This window comes from Burkholderia sp. SIMBA_051, from assembly GCF_046534915.1.
In the GTDB taxonomy this organism is placed as follows: Bacteria; Pseudomonadota; Gammaproteobacteria; order Burkholderiales; family Burkholderiaceae; genus Burkholderia; species Burkholderia ambifaria.
This window is the reverse complement of the sequence record NZ_JAWRXS010000001.1, coordinates 84,208-105,733: the sequence shown is the minus strand read 5'-3', so window position 1 is coordinate 105,733 and position 21,526 is coordinate 84,208. Positions and strand designations below refer to the sequence as shown.

Annotated in this window: 21 protein-coding genes; 18 read left to right on the top strand and 3 right to left on the bottom strand. The window is 67.0% G+C overall.

The genetic code is table 11. The features are described from left to right. Window positions 1–201: 201 nt before the first annotated feature. Window positions 202–726, bottom strand: coding sequence for a metal-dependent hydrolase (locus SB771_RS00455; RefSeq protein WP_006758580.1), 525 nt, complete (start codon window positions 724–726; stop codon window positions 202–204). A 397-nt stretch (window positions 727–1,123) separates the two neighbouring features. Between SB771_RS00455 and ggt the strand changes: the two genes are divergently transcribed. Together ggt and ppk2 are read left to right on the top strand one after the other, a co-directional pair. Continuing rightward, on the top strand, window positions 1,124–2,845 hold the full coding sequence (ggt, locus tag SB771_RS00450; RefSeq protein WP_175659392.1) for a gamma-glutamyltransferase: 1,722 nt from the start codon (window positions 1,124–1,126) through the stop codon (window positions 2,843–2,845). Between the two features lie 253 nt (window positions 2,846–3,098). After that, window positions 3,099–4,049: a polyphosphate kinase 2 gene (gene ppk2, locus SB771_RS00445; protein ID WP_175659391.1), complete on the top strand. Its 951-nt coding sequence runs from the start codon at window positions 3,099–3,101 to the stop codon at window positions 4,047–4,049. Window positions 4,050–4,104: 55 nt separating this feature from the next. Here the strand turns inward: ppk2 and SB771_RS00440 are convergent, their stop codons facing one another. After that, window positions 4,105–4,392 (bottom strand): H-NS family nucleoid-associated regulatory protein, encoded by a 288-nt coding sequence (locus SB771_RS00440; RefSeq protein WP_011658615.1) that lies wholly within the window; start codon window positions 4,390–4,392, stop codon window positions 4,105–4,107. Window positions 4,393–4,597: 205 nt separating this feature from the next. After that, a complete protein-coding gene (locus SB771_RS00435; protein ID WP_012365880.1) occupies window positions 4,598–5,185 on the bottom strand; it encodes an IMPACT family protein in 588 nt (195 codons plus the stop codon). Between the two features lie 305 nt (window positions 5,186–5,490). Between SB771_RS00435 and SB771_RS00430 the strand changes: the two genes are divergently transcribed. From SB771_RS00430 to SB771_RS00355, 16 genes are read left to right on the top strand one after another with little or no spacing between them, the layout of a single operon-like run. Continuing rightward, window positions 5,491–6,186 (top strand): beta-ketoacyl synthase chain length factor, encoded by a 696-nt coding sequence (locus SB771_RS00430; RefSeq protein WP_175659390.1) that lies wholly within the window; start codon window positions 5,491–5,493, stop codon window positions 6,184–6,186. Then, window positions 6,170–6,964, top strand: coding sequence for a lysophospholipid acyltransferase family protein (locus SB771_RS00425; protein ID WP_175659389.1), 795 nt, complete (start codon window positions 6,170–6,172; stop codon window positions 6,962–6,964). The genes SB771_RS00430 and SB771_RS00425 overlap by 17 nt, the downstream gene beginning before the upstream one ends. Next, a complete protein-coding gene (locus SB771_RS00420; protein ID WP_012365883.1) occupies window positions 6,939–7,244 on the top strand; it encodes a phosphopantetheine-binding protein in 306 nt (101 codons plus the stop codon). Before SB771_RS00425 ends, SB771_RS00420 begins: the two co-directional genes overlap by 26 nt. Then, complete coding sequence (locus SB771_RS00415; protein ID WP_011658620.1) at window positions 7,241–7,489, top strand: acyl carrier protein; 249 nt, start codon at window positions 7,241–7,243, stop codon at window positions 7,487–7,489. Before SB771_RS00420 ends, SB771_RS00415 begins: the two co-directional genes overlap by 4 nt. Beyond that, window positions 7,486–8,127 carry a hypothetical protein gene (locus SB771_RS00410; RefSeq protein ID WP_175659388.1) on the top strand — a complete coding sequence of 214 codons (642 nt, stop codon included), beginning with the start codon at window positions 7,486–7,488 and terminating at the stop codon, window positions 8,125–8,127. Before SB771_RS00415 ends, SB771_RS00410 begins: the two co-directional genes overlap by 4 nt. Beyond that, window positions 8,124–9,815: an AMP-binding protein gene (locus SB771_RS00405; protein WP_175659387.1), complete on the top strand. Its 1,692-nt coding sequence runs from the start codon at window positions 8,124–8,126 to the stop codon at window positions 9,813–9,815. The genes SB771_RS00410 and SB771_RS00405 overlap by 4 nt, the downstream gene beginning before the upstream one ends. Next, window positions 9,812–11,518 carry a glycosyltransferase family 2 protein gene (locus tag SB771_RS00400; protein WP_175659386.1) on the top strand — a complete coding sequence of 569 codons (1,707 nt, stop codon included), beginning with the start codon at window positions 9,812–9,814 and terminating at the stop codon, window positions 11,516–11,518. The genes SB771_RS00405 and SB771_RS00400 overlap by 4 nt, the downstream gene beginning before the upstream one ends. After that, window positions 11,505–13,127 (top strand): histidine ammonia-lyase, encoded by a 1,623-nt coding sequence (gene hutH / locus SB771_RS00395; RefSeq protein WP_175659385.1) that lies wholly within the window; start codon window positions 11,505–11,507, stop codon window positions 13,125–13,127. Before SB771_RS00400 ends, hutH begins: the two co-directional genes overlap by 14 nt. Further along, window positions 13,124–13,552 (top strand): acyl-CoA thioesterase, encoded by a 429-nt coding sequence (locus SB771_RS00390; RefSeq protein WP_175659384.1) that lies wholly within the window; start codon window positions 13,124–13,126, stop codon window positions 13,550–13,552. The genes hutH and SB771_RS00390 overlap by 4 nt, the downstream gene beginning before the upstream one ends. Then, a complete protein-coding gene (locus tag SB771_RS00385) occupies window positions 13,543–14,220 on the top strand; it encodes an outer membrane lipoprotein carrier protein LolA (RefSeq protein ID WP_175659383.1) in 678 nt (225 codons plus the stop codon). Before SB771_RS00390 ends, SB771_RS00385 begins: the two co-directional genes overlap by 10 nt. Beyond that, window positions 14,217–16,628 (top strand): MMPL family transporter, encoded by a 2,412-nt coding sequence (locus SB771_RS00380; RefSeq protein ID WP_175659382.1) that lies wholly within the window; start codon window positions 14,217–14,219, stop codon window positions 16,626–16,628. The genes SB771_RS00385 and SB771_RS00380 overlap by 4 nt, the downstream gene beginning before the upstream one ends. Next, window positions 16,625–17,812 (top strand): beta-ketoacyl-[acyl-carrier-protein] synthase family protein, encoded by a 1,188-nt coding sequence (locus SB771_RS00375; protein WP_175659381.1) that lies wholly within the window; start codon window positions 16,625–16,627, stop codon window positions 17,810–17,812. The genes SB771_RS00380 and SB771_RS00375 overlap by 4 nt, the downstream gene beginning before the upstream one ends. A 1-nt stretch (window position 17,813) precedes the next feature. Beyond that, window positions 17,814–18,317: a hotdog family protein gene (locus SB771_RS00370; RefSeq protein WP_011658629.1), complete on the top strand. Its 504-nt coding sequence runs from the start codon at window positions 17,814–17,816 to the stop codon at window positions 18,315–18,317. Next, window positions 18,314–19,039, top strand: coding sequence for a 3-ketoacyl-ACP reductase FabG2 (locus SB771_RS00365; RefSeq protein WP_175659380.1), 726 nt, complete (start codon window positions 18,314–18,316; stop codon window positions 19,037–19,039). The genes SB771_RS00370 and SB771_RS00365 overlap by 4 nt, the downstream gene beginning before the upstream one ends. After that, window positions 19,039–20,268 (top strand): beta-ketoacyl-ACP synthase, encoded by a 1,230-nt coding sequence (locus tag SB771_RS00360; protein WP_175659379.1) that lies wholly within the window; start codon window positions 19,039–19,041, stop codon window positions 20,266–20,268. The genes SB771_RS00365 and SB771_RS00360 overlap by 1 nt, the downstream gene beginning before the upstream one ends. Next, window positions 20,265–21,503, top strand: coding sequence for a beta-ketoacyl synthase N-terminal-like domain-containing protein (locus tag SB771_RS00355; protein WP_175659378.1), 1,239 nt, complete (start codon window positions 20,265–20,267; stop codon window positions 21,501–21,503). Before SB771_RS00360 ends, SB771_RS00355 begins: the two co-directional genes overlap by 4 nt. Window positions 21,504–21,526: the final 23 nt, after the last annotated feature.

The window sequence follows — 21,526 nt, the reverse complement described above, 5'->3', positions numbered from 1 at the left end:
AGACGTCGCAGATGGGCGCCGGGCAACGCGGGCGGCGAGAATGCGCGCGCCTCGTGGATGCAGATGAGGCGCGGGTGCCGGCGTTTCAATAGGCGTGCGTGCGCAACGCCACCCGTTCGGTCACGGGTGCCGGATCAGCGACAGGGAGCGGTGCTTGCGTTCGGCGTGCGCGGCGGGTTACGTGCGCGGCCTCGTCCGCGATTACACGCGATGCAGCCAGCCGAGCCAGTGCTCGAGGAACGGTGCGCGCGTCCACAGTGACTGCGCGAGCCACAGCGTGCCGCCCCATGCAGCGGCGACGATGATCAGGTCGCAGTGTCCGCTGTTCCACAGATTCAGCGAGTGACGCCGCCAGATCCACGGCACGCCGAGCGGATTCGGCCAGTCCGCGAGCAGGTGCATCACGCCGCCGCACGCGAAGCCGAACAGCGGCGCGGCCCACAGCGGATGCGGATGATGCGTGAGCCCGTGCCAGCCGAGCGCGAGCAGCGCGATCCAGCCGATGCCCCAGTGCGTGACGGTGCGGTGCGTGATCCACAGGCGGCGCTTGCGGGTCCACCATGCGACTTCGAGCCAGTCGGGCGCGGTGCCGCCCGCGACGCCGGCCGCGAACGCGGCGAGCAGGCCAGTGTGCCAGGGGCCGGTCGCGCCGGTTTGCGCGACGAGGACGGCGGCGGCGACGCCGGCCGCGAAGCCGGACGCGTGATGCGCATTGTGTGATGCCATAGGGAACGAGACGAACGAACGTGAAGCGGCGTGCGAGCGAAAGCCTGAACGCAGCGCGAAAGCGGGGCGCTATCTTCTCAGATCGGCCGGCACAGCGGGCAGCTCTGGCGCCGTTTTTTTGCATGTGCGGCATGAGGGGACCGCGGTTTGCAACTTTCGGATTTTTGCATTGCAACGAGGATCGGCCGCGCAGGAAATTTCGACCGATGAGCACGCCCGTTTTACCGGGTAAGTGACCTCGCTGCCCACAATTTGCACGCGTGGATCGCGCGTCGCGTGTTCGACCCTTTTTGTCCCCCTATACTACGAAGCCGCAGGTGTCCGCCGGCGAACCAGCGGATACGCGCGGATCGGGCGCCTTTCCCGCCTGAAAGAAGATCCACATGGGGGACATGCAATGACTACGCTGAATCGCTTCAAAACATCCGCCGTCGTGCTCGCGACGGTGGCCGGCGTCGGTTTCCTGCCGAACGCGCCTGCCTATGCGAAGGGTCCGCAGCCGGCGGTCCTGACGAGTTCGGCGGTCGCGGTGGCCGACAAGTACAGCGCGGATGCCGCGGAGCGGATCTTCAAGGAAGGCGGCAACGCGATCGACGCGGCCGTCGCGATCGCGTTCACGCTTGCCGTCACGTATCCGGAGGCCGGCAACATCGGCGGCGGCGGCTTCATGACGATCTACAAGGACGGCAAGCCGTACTTCATCGACTACCGCGAGCGCGCGCCGCTCGCCGCGACGAAGGACATGTACCTCGACAAGGAGGGCAACGTCGTCAAGGGCATGAGCCTGTACGGCCCGCGCGCGGCCGGCGTGCCGGGCACGGTCGCGGGCATGTGGGAAGCGCAGAAGCGCTTCGGCAAGCTGAAGTGGAAGCAGGTGCTCGCGCCGGCGATCCACTATGCGCGCGACGGCTTCATGGTCGACGAGCAACTGGCGCAGCGCGGCGTCGACGCGTCGAAGGAGTTCGGCGGCAAGACCAACTTCGACAAGTACTTCTCCGGATTGAAGGCAGGCACGAACTTCAAGCAGCCCGATCTCGCCGACGTGCTCACGCGGATCGCGAACGGCGGCGCGGAAGGTTTCTACAAGGGCAAGACGGCCGAGCTGATCGCGGCTTCGATGAAGACCGGCGACGGCAACGGGCTGATCACGACCGAGGATCTCGCGCAATACCGCGCGGTGTGGCGCCAGCCGGTGCAGGCGAAGTGGAACGGCTATGACGTGATCACCGCGCCGCCTCCGAGTTCGGGCGGCATCGGCCTCGTGCAGTTGCTGAAGATGAAGGCCGATCTCAAGAAGGACTTCGACGGCGTAACGCTCAACTCGCCGCAGTACATCCATCTGGTCGCGGAAATCGAGAAACGCGTGTTCGCCGACCGCGCGCAATACCTCGGCGATCCCGATTTCTACAAGGTGCCGATCGCGCAGCTCACCGCCGACTCGTACATCGCGAAGCGTGCGGCCGAGGTCAATCCGAAGGAGCCGTCGGACACGAAGAGCGTGCAGCCGGGGCTCGGCACGTCGATGCCGGAGAAGGCCGAAACGACGCACTTCTCGGTCGTCGACAAGTGGGGCAACGCGGTATCGAACACGTACACGATCAACGGCTATTTCGGTTCGGGCGTGATCGCCGACGGCACCGGCATCGTGCTGAACGACGAGATGGACGACTTCTCCGCGAAGCCGGGCGTCGCGAACATGTTCGGCGTGGTCGGCAGCGATGCGAACGCGATCGAGCCGAAGAAGCGTCCGCTGTCGTCGATGTCGCCGACGATCATGACGAAGGACGGCAAGGTATCGCTCGTGATCGGCACGCCGGGCGGCTCGCGGATCTTCACGTCGATCTTCCAGGTGATCAACAACATCTACGACTTCAAGATGCCGTTGAAGGAGGCGGTCGGCGCGATGCGTTTCCACCACCAGCTGCTGCCGCCGAACACGATCTTCTGGGAGCCGTACCATCCGATCGAAGGCGAGCTCGCGAAGCAGATCGAGGCGCGGGGCTACACGCTGAAGGGGCAGGACTTCAGCGGCGACATCCAGGTGATCAAGATCGACGGCCGGACGCCGGAGGCGATGGCCGATCCGCGCGGGCGCGGCGTCACGCGGATCATTCGCTGACGAGGCAGGCCGCAGGTGCGACCGCCGTGGCGGTCGTGCCCGCGGCAATCGATGCCGGGCCCGAGTGCCCGGCATTTTTCATGGTGCCGGCGGGCGGCGCCCGTTTGGATCGCGTGGCGAGCGCCGGCGCGTGTCGCCTGGCGGTCGACGCCGGCCGGTCGCCCTAACCGGTCGCCCCCTTTTTCATCAATTTGACGCGCGACGCTGGGATAATGGCGGAGTATGGCTGCGTCAATTGAAGCAAGGAGGCCCCATGGAAGATAACGATACCCGCACCGAGACCGACGACGTCACCGATATGGCATCGGGCGAGTCGCGTCGGCACCATTTCGAGGAAGACCTCGTCGACGCGTACGACGAAGAACTCGAAATGGAGCTTGACGACCGCCGTTTCGATAGCGGCGAGGATCTGCTGTTCTCGCCGGAGCGCCGCGAAGCGCGCAAGCAGTATTTCCGCGAGTTGTTCCGGCTGCAGGGCGAACTCGTGAAGCTGCAGGACTGGGTCGTGAGCACCGGGCATCGCCTCGTGGTGATTTTCGAGGGGCGCGACGCGGCAGGCAAGGGCGGCGCGATCAAGCGCATCACGCAGCGCCTGAACCCGCGCGTGTGCCGCGTGGCGGCGCTGCCCGCGCCGAACAACCGCGAGCGTACGCAATGGTATTTCCAGCGCTATGTCGCGCATCTGCCGGCCGGCGGCGAAATCGTGCTGTTCGATCGCAGCTGGTACAACCGCGCGGGCGTCGAGCGCGTGATGAATTTCTGTACCGATGACGAGTACGAGGAATTTTTCCGTTCCGTACCCGAATTCGAGAAGATGCTGGTGCGCAGCGGGATCCAGATCGTCAAGTACTGGTTCTCGATCACGGATCGCGAGCAGGAAGTGCGCTTCCAGAACCGGATCCAGGATCCGCTGAAGCAGTGGAAGCTGAGCCCGATGGACCTGGAGAGCCGCCGCCGCTGGGAAGCCTATACGGCCGCCAAGGAAGAAATGCTGCAGCGCACGCATATTCCCGAAGCCCCGTGGTGGGTCGTGCAGGCGGTCGACAAGAAGCGCGCGCGCCTGAACTGCATCAGCCATCTGCTGACCCAGGTGCCGTATCACGAGGTGCCGCGCCCGACGATCGATCTGCCGCAGCGCGAGCATCACGAGGACTACATTCGTCGTCCGGTGCCGGACAGCATGATCGTCCCGGACGTTTATTGAGCGGTGCAGGTCGGCTGGATCGATCGCCGGGACGCGCCGTGCAACGCGGCGCGTGTTATTCCCGGATCAGGAACGCGGCACGGTCGCGGCCGGCGATCCACGCGGGTTCGCGACCGCGGCCGCTCCACGTGGCGCCCGTCGCCGGATCGCGATATTTCGCGCCGATCGTGAACAGCTTCGCGCGATCGCTGTAGCCCTGCCCGAAGATTTCCCGCGCGGTCAGCGCATAGTCCTTCACGAGCTGGCGCACCTGCACCAGTGCCGCATCGCGTTCGCGGCGACGTGCCGTCTGGATGCGTCGATCGAGTTCCGCGAGTTGGGCTTGCAGTTCTTGCAGTTGCATGCGTCCGATATCCCCTGACTGAATTCTGATTGTCGGCGACGCGCGAGGTGCGGCGTGCCCCATGCCCGGCCAGCGTTTTCGCAACGCCGTACCGGGAATGCAGGGAGATTAAATTTGGGTGCGCGGTTTTTCTATGGGACTTATCTGAATTTTCGCGGGGATCGTCATGAAGCCGGTGCGCGGAGGCTGCGCGGCCGGCAGCGCGTCACAGGTCAGGGAAGCCCGAGCGCCCCTGCGTCAGGTCGAACAGCTCGGCTTTCGCCGTCGCTTCGGCCGTTTCCGGCAGCTTGATCACGAGCTTCACCGTCATCCCGTACGCACTGTCCGCCAGTTCATAACCCGCCTGCTCGATCCAGCGGCGCACGCGCGCTTCGTCCGGATAGCCGATTTCGATCGCGAACCGCGTGTGGCGAATGCGTTCGATGCGCTCGGCGTCGAGCAGCGCGGAGGCGATCGCGTCCGTATAGGCGCGCACCAGGCCGCCTGCGCCGAGCTTCACGCCGCCGTAATAGCGGACGACCGCGCCGAGCACGCCGTCGAGATCGTGATGGCGCAGCACCTCGAGGATCGGCCGGCCGGCAGTGCCCGAGGGCTCGCCGTCGTCCGACATGCCGGACTGGCCGCCGGCGAGCAGCGCCCAGCAGACGTGGGTGGCCGCGGGGTGCGCGTCACGCAGGCGCTGCAGCGCCTGCATCGCGGCGTCGCGGTCGTCGACGGGGATCGCGTGCGCGATGAAGCGGCTCTTGCGGATTTCGAGCTCGCGGGTGTATTCGGTGGCGAGCGAATAACTCATTGAACGGGGAAAAGGAGATTCGGAATCGCGCCCATTATGAGCCATTTGGGTGCAGGATCGGTACAAAGTACGTGGGACGACGGATTGTCGGGATAACCGACGATGCACAACTTTCCGGGAAATTAATAAATAGTTAAATATTGGAGAAGTCGCACGCTGTAACGTTGATCTTTTGTAACAGTCCTGTTACAGTTCCGCCGCACCGAGATGCCGGTCACTCGGCATGGAAAGCGGAGCGCAACGGCCCGATACGCGGCGGCGCTATATAAAAACACTCAAGAGAAGTCACCTCAACGAGAACAACAATGGCCGATTTGCATTGGACCATGCCAATCGCCAGATGGACGTCGATTTCGACCGCGGGGGTGCCGGGCGTCGAAGCCCTCGATCCGATGGTGCGTCGCCGCTTGAGCCGGCTGTCGCGTCTCGCGCTTCAGGCTGCGTATGACTGCGCCGGAGCGGAAAATCCGTTACGAATGGTATTCGCGTCGCGTCATGGCGAACTGACGCGCACCACCGGCATTCTCTCCGACATCGGCGCCGCAGAACCCGTCTCTCCGACGGCCTTCAGTCTCTCCGTTCTCAATGCGGTCACGGGCATATTCGGGATCGCAAGGCGCGACCGATCGCCCGCGACCGCGATCGCGGCCGGCCATGAAACCCTCGGCTACGCGCTGCTCGAAGCATTTTCCCAATACGATACGTCGCCGGCATCGCCGGTGTTGCTCGTCCATGCGCACGAGCCGGCCGACCCTGTATACGGCGATGTCGATGACGACCCGGAGAGCGTCGGGCTTGCCGTGCTACTTGACGCCGATGAGCCGGTCGGTTATCTGACCTGCGAAATGGCGGTCGACGGCGCGAGCGACACGCACGTTGCCGACGACGCGGCGAATACGCAAAGCGCGGCGGTGCTGCGCTGCCTGTCGGCGCGCACGACGGCGTCATGGCGTGGCGAACACGCATTCTGGCGATGGAGCTGGCATGATCGCGCGGCTTGACTACGGCTGGCGCCTGTTCGCGACCGGCATGAGCCTGGCATTTTTTGCGTTGTGCGGATCGGTGTTCTCGGTGCTGGCGATCGTCGTCGGCGCGCTGTGGCCGCATCGGCGCTCGCGCCAGCGTTGCGTGACGCTCGTGATCCACTATTTCTTTCGTGTGCTGGTCGCGCTGCTGCAGCGCATGGGCGTGATGAAGCTCGAGTTGAGCGGCGTCGAGCGTCTCGCCAACGGCGGCCCCGCAATCGTCGTCGCCAATCATCCGACCTGGCTCGACGTCATGGTGCTGCTGTCGCTGACGCCGAAGGCCTGCTGCGTCGTCAAGCGCGGCCACTGGGGCAACCCGTGTTTCTGGGGCGTCGTCCGCGCAGCCGAGTACGTGAGTAATGCCGATGCCGTCGGTCTCGTCGAGGCCGGGGCACGGCAACTGGCGGCGGGCTACACGATGATCGTCTTCCCGGAAGGCACGCGCAGCCCGGGCGGCAATCGTCTGCATGCGTTCTCGCGCGGCTTCGCGCATATGGCGCTGCAGTCGCGCAGCCGGATTCAGCCGGTGCTGATCGATTGCGATCCGCCGGTATTCACCAAGACCCTGCAGTGGTATCACGTGCCGTCTCGTGCGTTTCGCATGCGCATCGACGTGCTGGATCCGATGGATCCGAACCGGCTGGCGTCGGATGTGACGTCGCCGTCGATTGCCGCTCGCAGTATTGCCCGCGAGGTGGAAGTGCACATTACTCAAAGCCTGTTTCAGCATGGATACTTTAAAACTGCAAATTAAGCAGCTTCTGATCGAGATGCTCGATCTCAGCGACATGACGGTGGACGATATCGATGACGATGCGCCGCTGTTCTCGACCGACGGAATCGGCCTCGATTCCGTCGATGCGCTCGAAGTCGGCATCATGCTGCGCAAGAAGTTTCAATTGACGATCGCCGCGAACGACGAGCGCACGAAAGCGCATTTTCGGTCGATCAACACACTGGCGGCGTTCATTGCCGAGCAGCAGTCGCATCAGGCATCGCAAGAAGCCGTGCTGGAAAAGGGGAATCACTCGTGACCGACGCAGAAATCCTGGAGCGCATCCGCGCCATTTTTCACGAGAATTTCGCGATCGAGCCGGAGCGCGTGACACCTGAAACGCACCTGTTCGAAGAGCTCGACCTGGACAGCATCGACGCGGTGGATCTGGCCATCAAGCTTCAGGAAATGACGGGAAAGCGCATCAAGCCCGAGGAATTCAAGTCGGTGCGCACCGTCGGCGATGTCATCGCCGCGGTTCACGCGTTGCTCGCGCGCGCATGACGATGGCGATGACGGGCACGCGGGCGACGACCGGCACCGGCTTGCCACGGTGGGCAAGCGTGGCGGCCAGGGCGGTGCTGTTTGTCGCGTATCCGCTCGTCATCCTGTTCGCGTGGCAAAGCATGTCGCCGCGCTACGTCGGTTGCCTGCTCTTCGCATTGCTGTGGCTTCAGCGCACGGTCGGCAAGGGCACGCTCGCGAAGGCGCTGCGACGGCTCACGACGCTCGACTGGTGCGTGGCCGGTGCATTGACGGCGTTGTCCGTCGCGATTGCCGTGACGGACAGCGAACGTCTTCTTCATCTCTATCCTGCATGTGTGAGTGCCGGCTTGCTGGTCGCGTTCGGCGCGACGCTGCGGCGCGGTCCGACAATGATCGAAAAATTCGCACGATCGACCTATCCCGAGCCGAGTCCGGAAATCGTCCGCTACACGCGGCGCGTCACACAGGTGTGGTGCGCATTCTTCATCGTGAACGGCGGCTTTTCGGTCTACACGGCGTTGTACTGGAGCCGTGCATCATGGGCCCTTTACAACGGGTTCGTCGCGTACCTGCTGATCGGTGCGTTGCTTGCGGGCGAGTGGCTGTGGCGCAGCGTTGTCATTGCCGCCAGACGAAAGCGCACGGGTGTCGCATGATCGCGCTGCACGAGATGCTGTGTGCCGCGGCGGATAGCGAAACGACAGTCTGCCGCGACGGCGCCGACGCGCTGACGCTCGGCGATTGGCGTGCGCGCGTGGACGTCATCGCCCGGACGCTCGACGCGAGCGGCGCGCGACGGGTCGCGATCTGCACGGACGATCCGTACGACTTCGCGTGCGCGTTCTTCGCGGTCGCGGCGGTGCACGGCGAAATCGTGATTCCGGCCAGCAACGCGCCCGGCTATCTCGGCGATCTGGCCCATGCATACGACCTGGTGCTGGATGCGCCGGCATTGGCCGCGTGCGGGCACGACACGGAGCGCGAATCTGCCATCTCCGTCCGCCCGATCGACGCGACCGCCGCGGTGACGCTTTATACGTCCGGCAGCAGCGGCATCGCGAAGCCGGTGCGGAAGTCGCTCGCGCAGCTCGATGCCGAAGTGCGCACGCTGCAGCGCGAATGGGCCGACCGGATCGGCGCGGCAGTGACGCTGTCGAGCGTGCCGCATCACCATATCTACGGACTGCTGTTCAGGATCCTGTGGCCGTTGGCGGCGGGCCGCGCGTTCGACCGGACAGCGGTGCTCGAGCCGTTGCAGCTGCAGCAGCGGCTTGTCGAATACGGCGGCGGTGTCGTGGTCTCGACGCCGTCGCAACTAATGCGCTGGCCCGCGTTGTCCGGTTTTCCGATGCAAGCGCCCGCGCCGTGCGCGTTCTTCTCGTCGGGCGGCCCGCTGCCGGCCGATGCGGCAGCGGCCTATGCGAACGCGTTCGGCGCGGCGCCGCTCGAGATCTTCGGCAGCACCGAAACCGGCGGCATCGCATGGCGGCGTCAGGACGTCTCTCTCGCATGGCAGCCGTTGAAGGGCGTCGACGTGCGCTGCGACGACGAAGGCGTCCTGTGCGTTCGCTCCGCACATCTCGGTCACGATCGCTGGCACCGCACCGACGACACCGCGCGATTCGACGCGCAGGGCCGCTTCGCGCTCGCGGGACGGCGCGATCGGGTGATCAAGCTCGACGGCAAGCGCGTTTCGTTGCCGGAGCTCGAGGCGCGGATAGTCGCGCATGAGTATGTCGAGCAGGCGGCCGCGGTGGTCGTCGACGGCGCGACGCGGCCACACGTGGGCGTCGTCGCGGTGTTGAGCGCGGCGGGGCGAGACGCGCTGGCGGAGCACGGGCGGATTGCCGTTGCCACGACGCTGCGACATGCGCTCGGTGCCTATTTCGATGCGGCCGCATTGCCGCGCTACTGGCGATTCCGGCACGTGATGCCGTTCGATGTGCGCGGGAAGCTGCCGGCCGCCGCGCTGGCGGCGGCCTTTACGGCCACGCCGGAGGGTTTCGAGCTGCTCGCGTCGTGGCGCAGCGACGACGCGTTGCATTACGAGCTGCGCGTGCCGCCCACGCTCGCGCATTTCGACGGGCATTTCCCAGGCCTGCCCATCCTGCCCGGGGTCGTGCAGATCGACTGGGCCGCGCGCCTTGCCAGCCGCGAGATGCCGGCCGTGCGGGAAGTCCGTTCGATCGAACACCTGAAGTTCAAGGCACCCGTGCCGCCCGGCGCCGTGCTGGCGCTGCGTCTCGCGCATGATCCGGTATGCGGCCGCACGCGCTTTGCGTTCCGGTGCGGCGGCCGGGAATGCACGTCGGGCGTGCTCGTATACGGCGCGGCGGCGGCATGAGCGACACCTGCATCGTCATCCCGATCTACAACCATCGCGATGCGATCGGGGGCACGCTGGCGCGTCTGGTCGTGCACGGCCTGCCGATTCTGGTGGTCGACGATGGCAGCGATGAGCCGACCCGGCAGGTGCTGGCCGCGCTTGCCGCGCAGTACGCCGGTTCCGTGACACTGCTGCGGTTGCCCGTCAACGGGGGAAAGGGTGCGGCCGTCATGGCCGGCATGCGTGCCGCGCGCACACGGGGATACCGGCATGCGATCCAGATCGATGCCGATGGCCAGCACGATGCCGACGACGTGCCGAAGTTCGTCGCGGCCGCCCAGGCCGAGCCGGATGCCGTGATTCTCGGGCGGCCACGTTTCGACGACAGCGTGCCGAAGGCGCGCCTGTACGGCCGCTACCTCACGCACGTGTGGGTGTGGATCGAAACGCTGTCGCTGGACATTCCCGATGCGATGTGCGGGTTTCGTCTGTATCCGGTCGATGCCGTCTGCGAACTGATCGACACGGTATCGATGCCGACGCGGATGGCTTTCGACAGCGAAATCCTGGTCAGGCTGCACTGGCGAGGCCTGGCGTTCAGGACGATCGCGACGCGCGTCGTCTACCCGGCCGACGGCGTGTCGCATTTCGACGTCTGGCGCGATAACGTGCGCATCAGCGCGAGCCACACGCGGCTCGTCGCCGGGATGCTCGTGCGCGCGCCGATGCTGCTGACGCGCCGGCTCATCGGTTGGCGCGCCGCGCCGCCGACCGCGCGCACGCGCGCATGGTGGCGCATGCCGGAACGCGGCAGCCGGCTCGGCATGGCGTTGCTGGCCCTGAGCTGCCGCTGGTTCGGCAAGGGCTTCACGTCGTTCTGGCTGCATCCGATCGTCGGCTATTTCGTGCTGACGAACCGCACGGCGCGCACCGCATCGCATGCGTACATCGCGCGCCTGCGCGACGCGCAAGCGGCGGCCGTGCCGAAGCCGGGATGGCGCAGTGCGTATCGACACATGCTTGCCTTTGCGCAGGCGGGATTCGACAAGTTCGTCGCATGGTCCGGCCGTCTCGACGAACTCGACGTGCGCTTCGACGATTCGTCTGCATTCGATGCGCTCGCCGCGAGCGGGCGCGGTGCGCTCGTGATCGGCGCGCATCTGGGCAACCTCGAGATGACACGCGCGCTTGCGCTGCGCGATGCGCACACGAAGGTGACGGCGATCGTCTATACCGAACACGCGAAGCGCTTTACCGGTGTGCTGGCCGGCGCGAACCAGGCATTCGGCAAGCAACTGGTCGAGGTATCGGACTTCGGGCCGGATACGGCGATGATGATGCAGTCGCGGATCGATGCGGGCGAGCTGCTCGTGATCGTCGGCGATCGCGTGCCGCCGCATGATTCGGGGAAAACGGTCGACGCACGTTTTCTCGACGCGCAGGCTCCGTTCGCGCAGGGGCCGTACATCCTCGCCCATGCACTCGGCTGTCCGGTCTACCTGTTCTTCTGCCTGAAGGAGCAGCGCGGCTACCGGCTCTATTTCGAGTCGTTCGCAGACCGAATCGAACTGCCGCGCCGCGAGCGCGCGAGTCACGTCGCGCAATGGGCGCAGCGCTATGCCGCGCGGCTCGAACACTATTGCCGCAAGGCTCCCTATCAATGGTTCAACTTCTTCGATTTCTGGGCGCGGCCCGATGGAGGTCCGCGTGGCCGAGCATGACATGAAGAACGTCCCGGCCACCGCCGCGGCGGATGCGAGCCGGCCGGCCGTCGTGATCGGCGACCGGCATCTGACGATCGAGGACGTCGTCGCGATCGCCCGCGATGGTGCGCCGGTCGCGTTGAATGCGGCGAGCGCGTGGCGCTCGCGGATCGAGCGCGGTGCAACCTGGCTGCGCGCCTATCTCGCGAACGGCGGCACCCTGTACGGTGTCACGACCGGATATGGCGACGCGTGCGTGGTCGAGGTACCGCCTTCGCTCGTCGAAGCGCTGCCGCTGCAACTGACCCGTTATCACGGATGCGGGATGGGCGACTGGTTCGACGCGACGCAGACGTTGTCCATCATCGTCGCACGGCTCAATTCGCTCGCGTTCGGTTACTCGGGCGTGCGGTTCACGTTGCTCGAGCGGCTGGCCGATCTGGTGAATCACCGGATCCTGCCGCGCATTCCGTCGGAAGGCTCGGTCGGCGCGAGCGGCGACCTGACGCCGCTGTCCTACGTCGCCGCGGCGCTGGTCGGCGAGCGAACCGTATCGTTCGCCGGCCACGAGCGCGACGCGCGGGACGTATGGCGCGCGATCGATCGTGCGCCGCTCACGCTGGCACCGAAGGAAGGGCTGGCGCTGATGAACGGCACGGCGGTCATGACGGGGTTGGCTTGTCTCGCGTTCGCGCGTGCCGAGCACCTGACGTCGATGGCTGCCCGCCTGACGGCATTGACGACGGTCGCGCTCGACGGACGGGCGGGGCACTTCGATGCGCGCTTGTTCGACGCGAAGCCGCATGCGGGGCAGGCCGAGGCGGCCGCATGGATACGCGCCGACCTGGCCGGGCGCGACGAATTGCCGGGCCGGCGCCTGCAGGATCGCTATTCGGTCCGGTGCGCGCCGCACGTGATCGGCGTGGCGCGCGACGCGTTGTCGTGGATGCGTCGCGATATCGAGAACGAACTGAACAGCGCGAACGACAATCCGCTGATCGATCCGGACGAAGGGTGCGTGCTGCACGGCGGCAATTTCTACGGCGGCCATATCGCGTTCGCGATGGATGCGCTGAAGACTGCGGTGGCGAACCTCGCGGACCTGATGGATCGCCAGCTCGCGCTGCTGGTCGACGACAAGTTCAGCAACGGACTGCCGCGCAACCTGACGGGGGCGACCGGAGAACGGGCCGCGATCAACCACGGGTTCAAGGCCGTGCAGATCTCGTCTTCCGCATGGACGGCGGAGGCGCTGAAGCACACGATGCCGGCCAGCGTGTTCTCGCGCTCGACGGAGTCGCACAACCAGGACAAGGTCAGCATGGGAACGATCGCCGCGCGCGATTGCCTGCGCGTGCTGGCGCTGACGGAGCAGGTCGCCGCGGCGCACGTGCTTGCGACCGTGCAGGCTGTCCGTCTGCGGCTGCGCGACGACCCGCGCACGCAGCTTTCGCCCGCGCTGCGCGCGTTCATCGACGATGTGGGTCGCCAGTCGCCGCTGGTGGTCGAGGACCGGTCGCTCGAAGCGGAGCTGCGCGCGCTGACCGCGCGCCTGGCAGCCTGCGAGCCGATTGGCGAGCCGATCGGCGGATCGTTCGGCGCATGCCGGCGCGGGGAGGCGGCATGAACGAGAACCGTCCGCCGCTCACCGCGACCGCACGCGTCGAGGTGCTGTTCCACGATGTCGACGCAATGAACGTCTGCTGGCACGGGCATTACCTGAAGTACTTCGAAAGCAGCCGCGCCGCACTGCTGCGGATGATCGACTACGACTATCCGGCGATGCTGGCGTCGGGCTATGTGTGGCCCGTGGTGGAGGCGCATCTGAAATACGTTCGCCCCGCCCATTACAGTCAGCAGCTCGACGTGCGCGCGACGCTGGTCGAATTCGAGAACCGGCTGAAGATCGGTTACGAAATCGTCGACGCGGCCTCGGGCGAGCGTTTGACGAAGGGCTACACGGTGCAACTGGCGATCGATGCGACGACGCGCGAACTGCAGTTCGTGTCGCCGCCGGCCTTGACCGAAAGGGTGCGTGCGCAATGGGCCTGACGCAGCGCTACCGACGGCTCGCGGCGACGATGTTCGGCGCATGGATGATGCTCGCCGGCGGCGAGCTGGCGGCCGCTCCGGCGCCGGCCGCGGCCGCAGCGGGGGCTCGCCCGGCGAACGCCGCGCTCGTTGCCGATGTCGCGACGCGGCTGGCAAGAGTGGGTGCGATTCGCGCGGATTTTCGGCAGACACAGACGCTGTCGGCGATGAAGCAACCGCTCGTCAGCACGGGATCGATGTTGTTCGATCGCAGGTCGGGTGTCGTCTGGCGCATCGACACACCGTACAAGGCCACCTATGTGATCACCGACGCCGGCATGCGTGAGGTCGGGGCAGACGGACGCCTCGTCGCGCCGGGCGGCGGTGGCCGCGGCGTCGCGCAAGTGTCGCGCATGATGCGCGACATGCTCGGCGGCGACCTGTCGGCGCTGTATGCGCAATTCGACGTCGAAGCGAGCGGCACGCCGGAGCGATGGCGGATGGTGTTGCGGCCGAACCAGCCGCAGCTCGCACAGGCGATCCGCGTGCTCGAAATGAGCGGCGGTGCCTATCTCGGCAAGCTCGACATGACGTTTGCGAACGGCAATGTGACCGTGCTCGAGTTCGTGCGACCGACGCCGGTCGACGCGCCCGCGCCCATCGAGCGCGGTTGGCTGGAGGCACGATGATGAATACGGCGCGGGACGCGATCGACGCATCGGGCGAGCGCGGCCGGCGACGCGTGCTGTGCGCCGCATGGCTGACCGTCGCGCTAGTTGCGATCGCGTTCATCGTGTGGCGCTTCAGCGGCCCCGCACCATTGCAGACGAACCTGCTTGCATTGCTGCCGGCCACCGAAGCGAATCCGGTTGCCGAACGAGCCGTCGACGTGCTCGGCGATGCGCTCGGCAATCGCACTGTCTATCTGGTCACCGATCGGGACGCCGACCGCGCGAAGGCCGCCGCGAAGCAGTTTGGCGCGCGGCTCGCGGCGAGCGGGGCATTTCGTTCGGTGACGGTCGAAGTGCCGCCGTTCGACCTGTCGCAGATCGCGGCGACCTACCTGCCGTCCCGTTTCGGTCTACTGACGGACGCGGATCGCCGGTCGCTCGAACAAGGCGACGCCGCGCTCGGCGAACGGCTTGTCCGGCGGCTCTACGCGCCGCCCGTCGACGGTCTGCAGACTGCGGTGGCGGACGATCCGTTTGGCTGGCTGCAGCACTGGCTCGGCGAGTTGCCGCTCGCGGCATCGAACCTGTCGCTCGAAGACGGCATGCTGGTGTCGCATCGCGGCGACGCCACGGGCGTGCTCGTGATGACGTCGCTGGCAGGGTCGGCCTATGAATCCAGTGTCCAGCACGCGGTACGTGTCGCGACTGCCGATGCGGAACGCGCTCTCGCGGCCGAGTTCGGCGGCGTTCGCGTCGACCGGGCCGGCGCCGTCTTCTATGCGGAAGCGGCGCGCGCCAGTGCTGAGCGCGACGTGCACGTGATCGGCGCGGTGTCGCTGGCCGGCATCGCGCTGCTGCTGATGAGCGTATTCCGGTCGCCGCGCCTGCTGGTGCTCGCGTTTGCGTCGACGGCATTCGGCATCGTGTGTGCGCTGGCCACGACGCTGTTGGTATTCGGCAAGCTGCACCTGCTGACGCTGGTGTTCGGCGTGAGCCTGATCGGCGAGGCCGTCGACTATTCGATCCAGTATTTCGTCGCCTACCTTTCCGCCGGGCGGCAATGGGATGCGCGGCGCGGCGCGGCGGCGGTCAGGCCGGCGCTCGCGGTGGCGCTGGCGACCAGCCTGCTGGGTTACGCGATCCTGATGTGGGTGCCGTTTCCGGCACTCAAGCAGATCGCATGCTTTGCGATCGTCGGGATCCTCAGCGCGTTCGCGGCGGTTACCGGCTTTTTGCCGCTCATGCTGATTCAGCCGCCGCGCAGCGCGCCGTCCCGCGTGTTCTCGTGCGCGGCGCGCTTGCTGAGCGGTTGGCAGTCGCTGCTGGCAGGGCGGCGCGCGGTGGCCGCCGCCGTGCTGGTCGCGCTGGTTGCGATTCCGGGGTGGGTCATCCTGAAGAGTGACGACGACATTCATCTGCTGATCCAGCGGGATGCGGGCCTCGCTCGACAGGAAAGCAACATCCGCGCGGCGGTCGGGCTGGCAAACACCGCGCAGTTCTTCGTCGTCCAGGGCGCGTCTCAGGAAGAGGTGCTCGAGCGTTCCGAGGTGCTGCTCGGGGCGCTCGATCAGCAGCGGGTCGGCCGCGTCCAGTCGATCGCGACGTTCGTGCCGTCGGCGAAGCAGCAGGCACGCAATCGCGCGGTGCTGGGCACGCACGTGTTCGCCGATGCCACCGCACTGCGTGCGACGCTGGCGCACGCGGGCTTCCGCGACGAGGTCGCCGACGCGTGGCTTCGCGCGTATTCGGTCGATGCGCCGGCGACGCTGTCCGTCGATACGTGGCTGGCCGCACGCTGGTCGGCCCCGTTCCGGCATCTGTGGCTGGGGCGGGTCGATGGCGCCACCGGCCCCGTCGATGCGGCACTGGCGATTCCGGAACGGGTCGACGCAGCGAACGCGGCGACGTTCGCGGCGCTGGCGCGCACACTGCCGGGCGTGTCGTGGGTCGACAAGGCCGCGAGCGTGTCGAGCCTGTTCGGCGCCTATCGGGTCGACAGCGGCCTGTGGCTGGCCGGGGCGCTGATCGTGGTCGCCGCGCTGCTGATGTGGCGATACGGCATGCGCGGCGGCATCGCGACGACGTTGCCGGTCGTGTTCGCCATCGCGTTGACGCTCGCGGCGTTCGGCTATGCGGGCGTGCCGCTCACGCTGTTCAATTGGCTCGCGCTGATGCTGGTGCTCGGCGTGGGCGCGAACTACGCGGTGTTCCTCCGGGAAGGTTGCATGCGGGACGCGGCCGGTCTCGGCGCGGTATGGACCGGCGTGCTGCTGTCGGCGGCCACGACGTTGCTGTCGTTCGGGATGCTCGGCGCGAGCGCGATGCCCGCGTTGCGCGGCTTCGGCACGACCCTCGCGATGGGCATCGTTTTTTCGGTGCTGTTCGCGCCGCTCGCCACGCCGTCCACGAAGGAGGGGCGCGCATGAATGCCAGACTGACGCCGGTCTATCTGTCCGCGCCCGGCATGATCAACGCGCTCGGCGCAACCACCGACGAAATCGTCGACGCATTGCACGCCGGCGTCGCGCCGGGCATGGCGCCGCGTACCGATGGCGTTGCCGGCGGCTGGATCGGGAGCGTGCGCGCCACGCTCGAGGTTGCGCCGCCCACCTCGCTCGCGCATTTCGAGTGCAGGAACAACCGGCTGTTGCTCGCCGCGCTGGCGCAGATCGGATCCTTCGTCGACGCGGCGATCGCGCGTTACGGTCCGCGCCGGATCGGTGTCGTGATCGGCACGAGCACGTCCGGCATCCAGGCGGCGGAGCACGCGCTTGCGCAGCGTGCCGCGACGGGCACGATGCCTGCCGCGTTCGATTATCGACAGATGGAAATCGGCACGGCGGCGCCGTTCGTACGCGCGGTGCTCGGTGTGGCCGGGCCCGCCTATACGTTGTCGACGGCATGCACATCGAGTGCCAAGGCGTTCGCGGCCGCGCGCCGCCTGCTGCGGCTAAAGCTGTGCGACGCGGTCGTCGTCGGCGGCGCGGATTCGCTGTGCGAGCTGACGCTGCAGGGCTTCGCATCGCTCGAATCGGTCAGCCCGGGTCGGACCAACCCGATGAGCCGAAACCGGAACGGCATCAATATCGGCGAAGGCGCCGCGCTGTTCGTGATGAGTCGCGATGAAGCGGCGGTCCGGCTGGCTGGCGTCGGCGAGTCGAGCGATGCGCACCACATTTCGGCGCCGGATCCGGCGGGCTGCGGCGCGGAGGACGCGCTGCGCGCCGCGCTCGCGGACGCCGGCGTCGCATCGTCCGCTGTCGGCTACGTGAACCTGCACGCGACGGCGACGCGGCTGAACGACGAGATGGAAGCGAACCTGATGGCACGGGTGTTTCCGCACGGCGTACCGGCGAGCGGGACCAAGCCGCTGACAGGACACATGCTCGGCGCGGCGGGCGCGACCGAGCTTGGATTCGGCTGGCTGACGTTGGCGCGCGGGATCGCGCTGCCGACGCACGTCTGGGACGGCGAGCGCGACCCGGCGCTGCCGGGGCTCGACCTGGTCGACCGCGAGCATCGTCTGGCCGGCGCTGCAACAGGACGCTACGTGATGAGCAATTCGTTCGCATTCGGCGGCAGTAATGCTAGCCTGATTCTTGGAGGCTGACATGGATGCCGCACCATTGATCGACGCGCTGCATGGCGGCGCGGATATTCCCGTCGGCGACGTGCGGGACGTGTTGCCGCATCGCGGCACGATGCTGCTGCTCGACGCGATCGAGCGCTGTTCGGAAACCGGCATCGAGGTCAGCGCGCTCGCGCGCCGCGATGCGTGGTATGTCGACGGCAATGGCGCGATGCCGGCATGGATCGGCATCGAGCTGATGGCGCAGGCGATCGCCGCGCATGTCGGCCTGCTCGCCGCGCATGCGGGCGGCCGCGCGAAACCGGGCGTGTTGCTCGGCGCCAACCGCTATCTCGCGCATCGCACGGCGTTCGGCGCCGACACGACGCTGCGCATCGTCGCGCGGGAACTGCTGCGCGGCGACGAGGGGCATGGCGCGTACGAATGCGCGATCCATGCCGACGGCGAGTGTTGCGCGGAAGCCGTCGTCAAGGTGTACCAACCAAACGATTTTCAATCCTTTATCGAAGGGAGCTTCAATTCATGACTCGGCGAGTTCTCGTGACAGGGGCGAGTCGCGGCATCGGCCGCGCCGTGGCGCTGCGCGCGGCGTCGGACGGTTTCGCCGTGACCGTGCATTGCCGCACCGGCCGCGATGACGCGGAAGCGGTGGCCGCGACGATTCGCGCGCAGGGCGGCACGGCAAGCGTGCTGCAGTTCGACGTGCGCGACCGTGCGGCGTGCCGGCAGGAACTGGAGGCCGATGTCGAAACGAACGGCGCGTACTACGGGATCGTCTGCTGCGCGGGCGTGACGCGGGATGGCGCGTTTCCGGCGCTGTCCGAAGAGGACTGGGACATCGTGATCGAAACCGGGCTGGACGCGTTCTACAACGTCGTGCATCCGCTGACCATGCCGATGGTGCGCCTGCGCGGCGGCGGCCGCATCGTGACGATCGCGTCCGTGTCGGGCGTGATGGGCAATCGCGGCCAGGTCAACTACAGCGCCGCGAAGGCCGGGCTGATCGGCGCGACCAAGGCGCTGGCGATCGAGCTGGCGTCGCGCAAGATCACCGTCAATTGCGTGGCGCCCGGGCTGGTCGACACCGGCATGCTCGACGATGTGCCGCTGGAGCACGCATTGAAGACCGTGCCGATGGGCCGCGTCGGCCAGCCCGACGAGGTCGCGGCAGTGGTCGGTTTCCTGATGTCGGATGCGGCGAGCTACGTCACCCGGCAAGTGATCGGCGTCAACGGCGGGATGGTGTGATGAAGCGCGTGGTCGTGACGGGAATGGGCGGTGTGACCGCGTTTGGTCAACGCTGGCCGGAGATCGAAGCGCGCTTGCGCGACGGACGCAACGCGGTGCGGCGCATGCCGGAATGGGACTGCTTCGAGGCGCTGCATACGCGGCTTGCGTGTCCGTTGCCGGCGTTCGAGCTGCCGCCCACGTATCCGCGCAAGAAGACGCGTTCGATGGGGCCCGTGTCGATGTACGCGGTGCGCGCGAGCGAACTGGCGCTGGAGGATGCGGGGTTGTCCGACGATGCATCGATCCGTGACGGCCGGATGGGTGTCGCATACGGATCGTCGTCGGGATCGGTCGAGCCGATCCGGGCATTCGGCACGATGCTCGAAACGGGCTCGATGCAGGACGTCACGTCGAACAGCTACGTGCAGATGATGCCGCATACCACGGCCGTCAACGTCAGCCTGTTCTGGGATCTGAAAGGCCGGATCGTGCCGACGTCGTCCGCATGCGCGTCCGGCAGCCAGGCGATCGGCTACGCGTACGAAGCGATTGCGACGGGCAAGCAAGCGCTGATGCTGGCGGGCGGTGCGGAAGAATTGTCGGGCCCGGCGGTGGCCGTGTTCGATACCCTGTACGCAACCAGTACGCGCAACGATGCCGCGCACCTGACGCCACGCCCGTTCGACGCCGATCGCGACGGCCTGGTGGTCGGCGAGGGCGCGGCGACGCTGGTGCTCGAGGAGTATGAGCACGCGGTCGCGCGCGGCGCGACGATCCATGCGGAGATCGTCGGCTTCGGCTGCAATTCCGACGGTGCGCACATTACCCAGCCGACCGCCGAGACGATGGCGGTCGCCATGCGTCTCGCGCTGAGCGATGCGACGCTCGACGCCGACGCGATCGGCTACGTGAACGCGCACGGTACGTCGACCGATCGCGGCGACGTAGCGGAGAGTCATGCGACGGCGTCGGTGTTCGGCGAACGCATGCCGATCAGTTCGCTGAAAAGCTATGTCGGCCACACGCTCGGCGCGTGCGGCGCACTCGAGGCATGGTGGACGATCGAAATGATGAAGCGCAACTGGTATGCGCCGACGCTCAATCTCACCACGGTCGATCCGGCGTGCGCGCCGCTCGACTACATCATCGGCGACGCACGCCGGATCGATGCGGAATTCGTGATGAGCAACAACTTCGCGTTCGGCGGGATCAACACGTCGTTGATCTTCCGCCGGATCGGTGCATGACGGCGGGCGGCAGCGCGGCGACGCGCGTCGTGGTCACGGGGCTCGGCATCGTGTCGTGCCTCGGCAATTCGCTAACCGAAGTATCGGACGCGTTGCGCACCGGCCGCTCTGGGGTAAGCCGCGTCGACGCGTGGCGCGAGCGCGGTTTCCGCAGTCAGGTCGCCGGGGTCGCGAGCGTCGCGTTGGCGGCGCGATTCGCGCGCAAGCACGACCGCTTCATGGGCGATACCGCGCGTTTCGCCGCGCATGCGGCCGCGTCGGCACTCGACGATGCAGGGCTCGACGCCGGGATGCTGCGTTCGCCGCGCGCGGGCGCGATCGTGGGGTCGGGTATCGGATCGATCGCCGACTACGACGACGCGATGGAGATCGCGCGGCATCGCGGTATCGAGAAGACGCCGCCTTATGTCGTGCCGAAAGCGATGAGCAGCACGGCGTCGGCATGCGTCGCGCAATTGTTCGGCATCGAAGGCGTGTCGTACTCGCCGTCGTCCGCCTGCACGAGCGCCGCGCTGGCGATCGGGCAGGCGGCGCACTGGATTCGCTCCGGGTACCAGGACATCGTGCTGGCCGGTGGAAGCGAGGCACTGCACGACAACATGACGCTGATGTTCGACGCGATGGGCGCGTTGTCGAGCGGTTTCAACGATACGCCGGAGCGCGCATCGCGCCCGTATGCGCTCGGCCGCGACGGCTTCGTGATCGCGTCCGGCGCGGGCATTCTCGTGCTCGAATCGCTCGAGCATGCGCGTGCGCGCGGCGCGCGAATTTACGCGGAAATCAGCGGGTTCGGTCAAGCCACGGACAACGCCGGCATGGCGGCGCCTCATGCACCGGGGATCGCACGCGCGATGCGTGGCGCGCTCGACGGCGGCGGGCGGCGTCCGGACTACGTCAACACGCATGCGCCGTCGACGCCGCTCGGCGACACCGAGGAACTCGACGCGCTGCGCGACGTTTTCGGTGGCGACGTGCCGGCCTTCTCGTCGACGAAAGGGCTGACCGGACATCCGCTCGGCGCGAGCGGTGCGCACGAAGCGATCTACACGATCCTGATGATGCGCGACGGTTTTGTCGCGGGCACCGCGGTTGGCTCCGAGCCCGATCCGGCGGTGGCCGGCATGCCGCTCGTGCGCACCGCGCGCGAATGCGCGATCGAACGCGCGCTGTCGGTGTCGTTCGGATTCGGCGGCAGTTGCGCAAGTGTGTTGTTGGACGCCTGGAAGGGCGATTGAAGTGAACTTACTGAGCTGAGAGG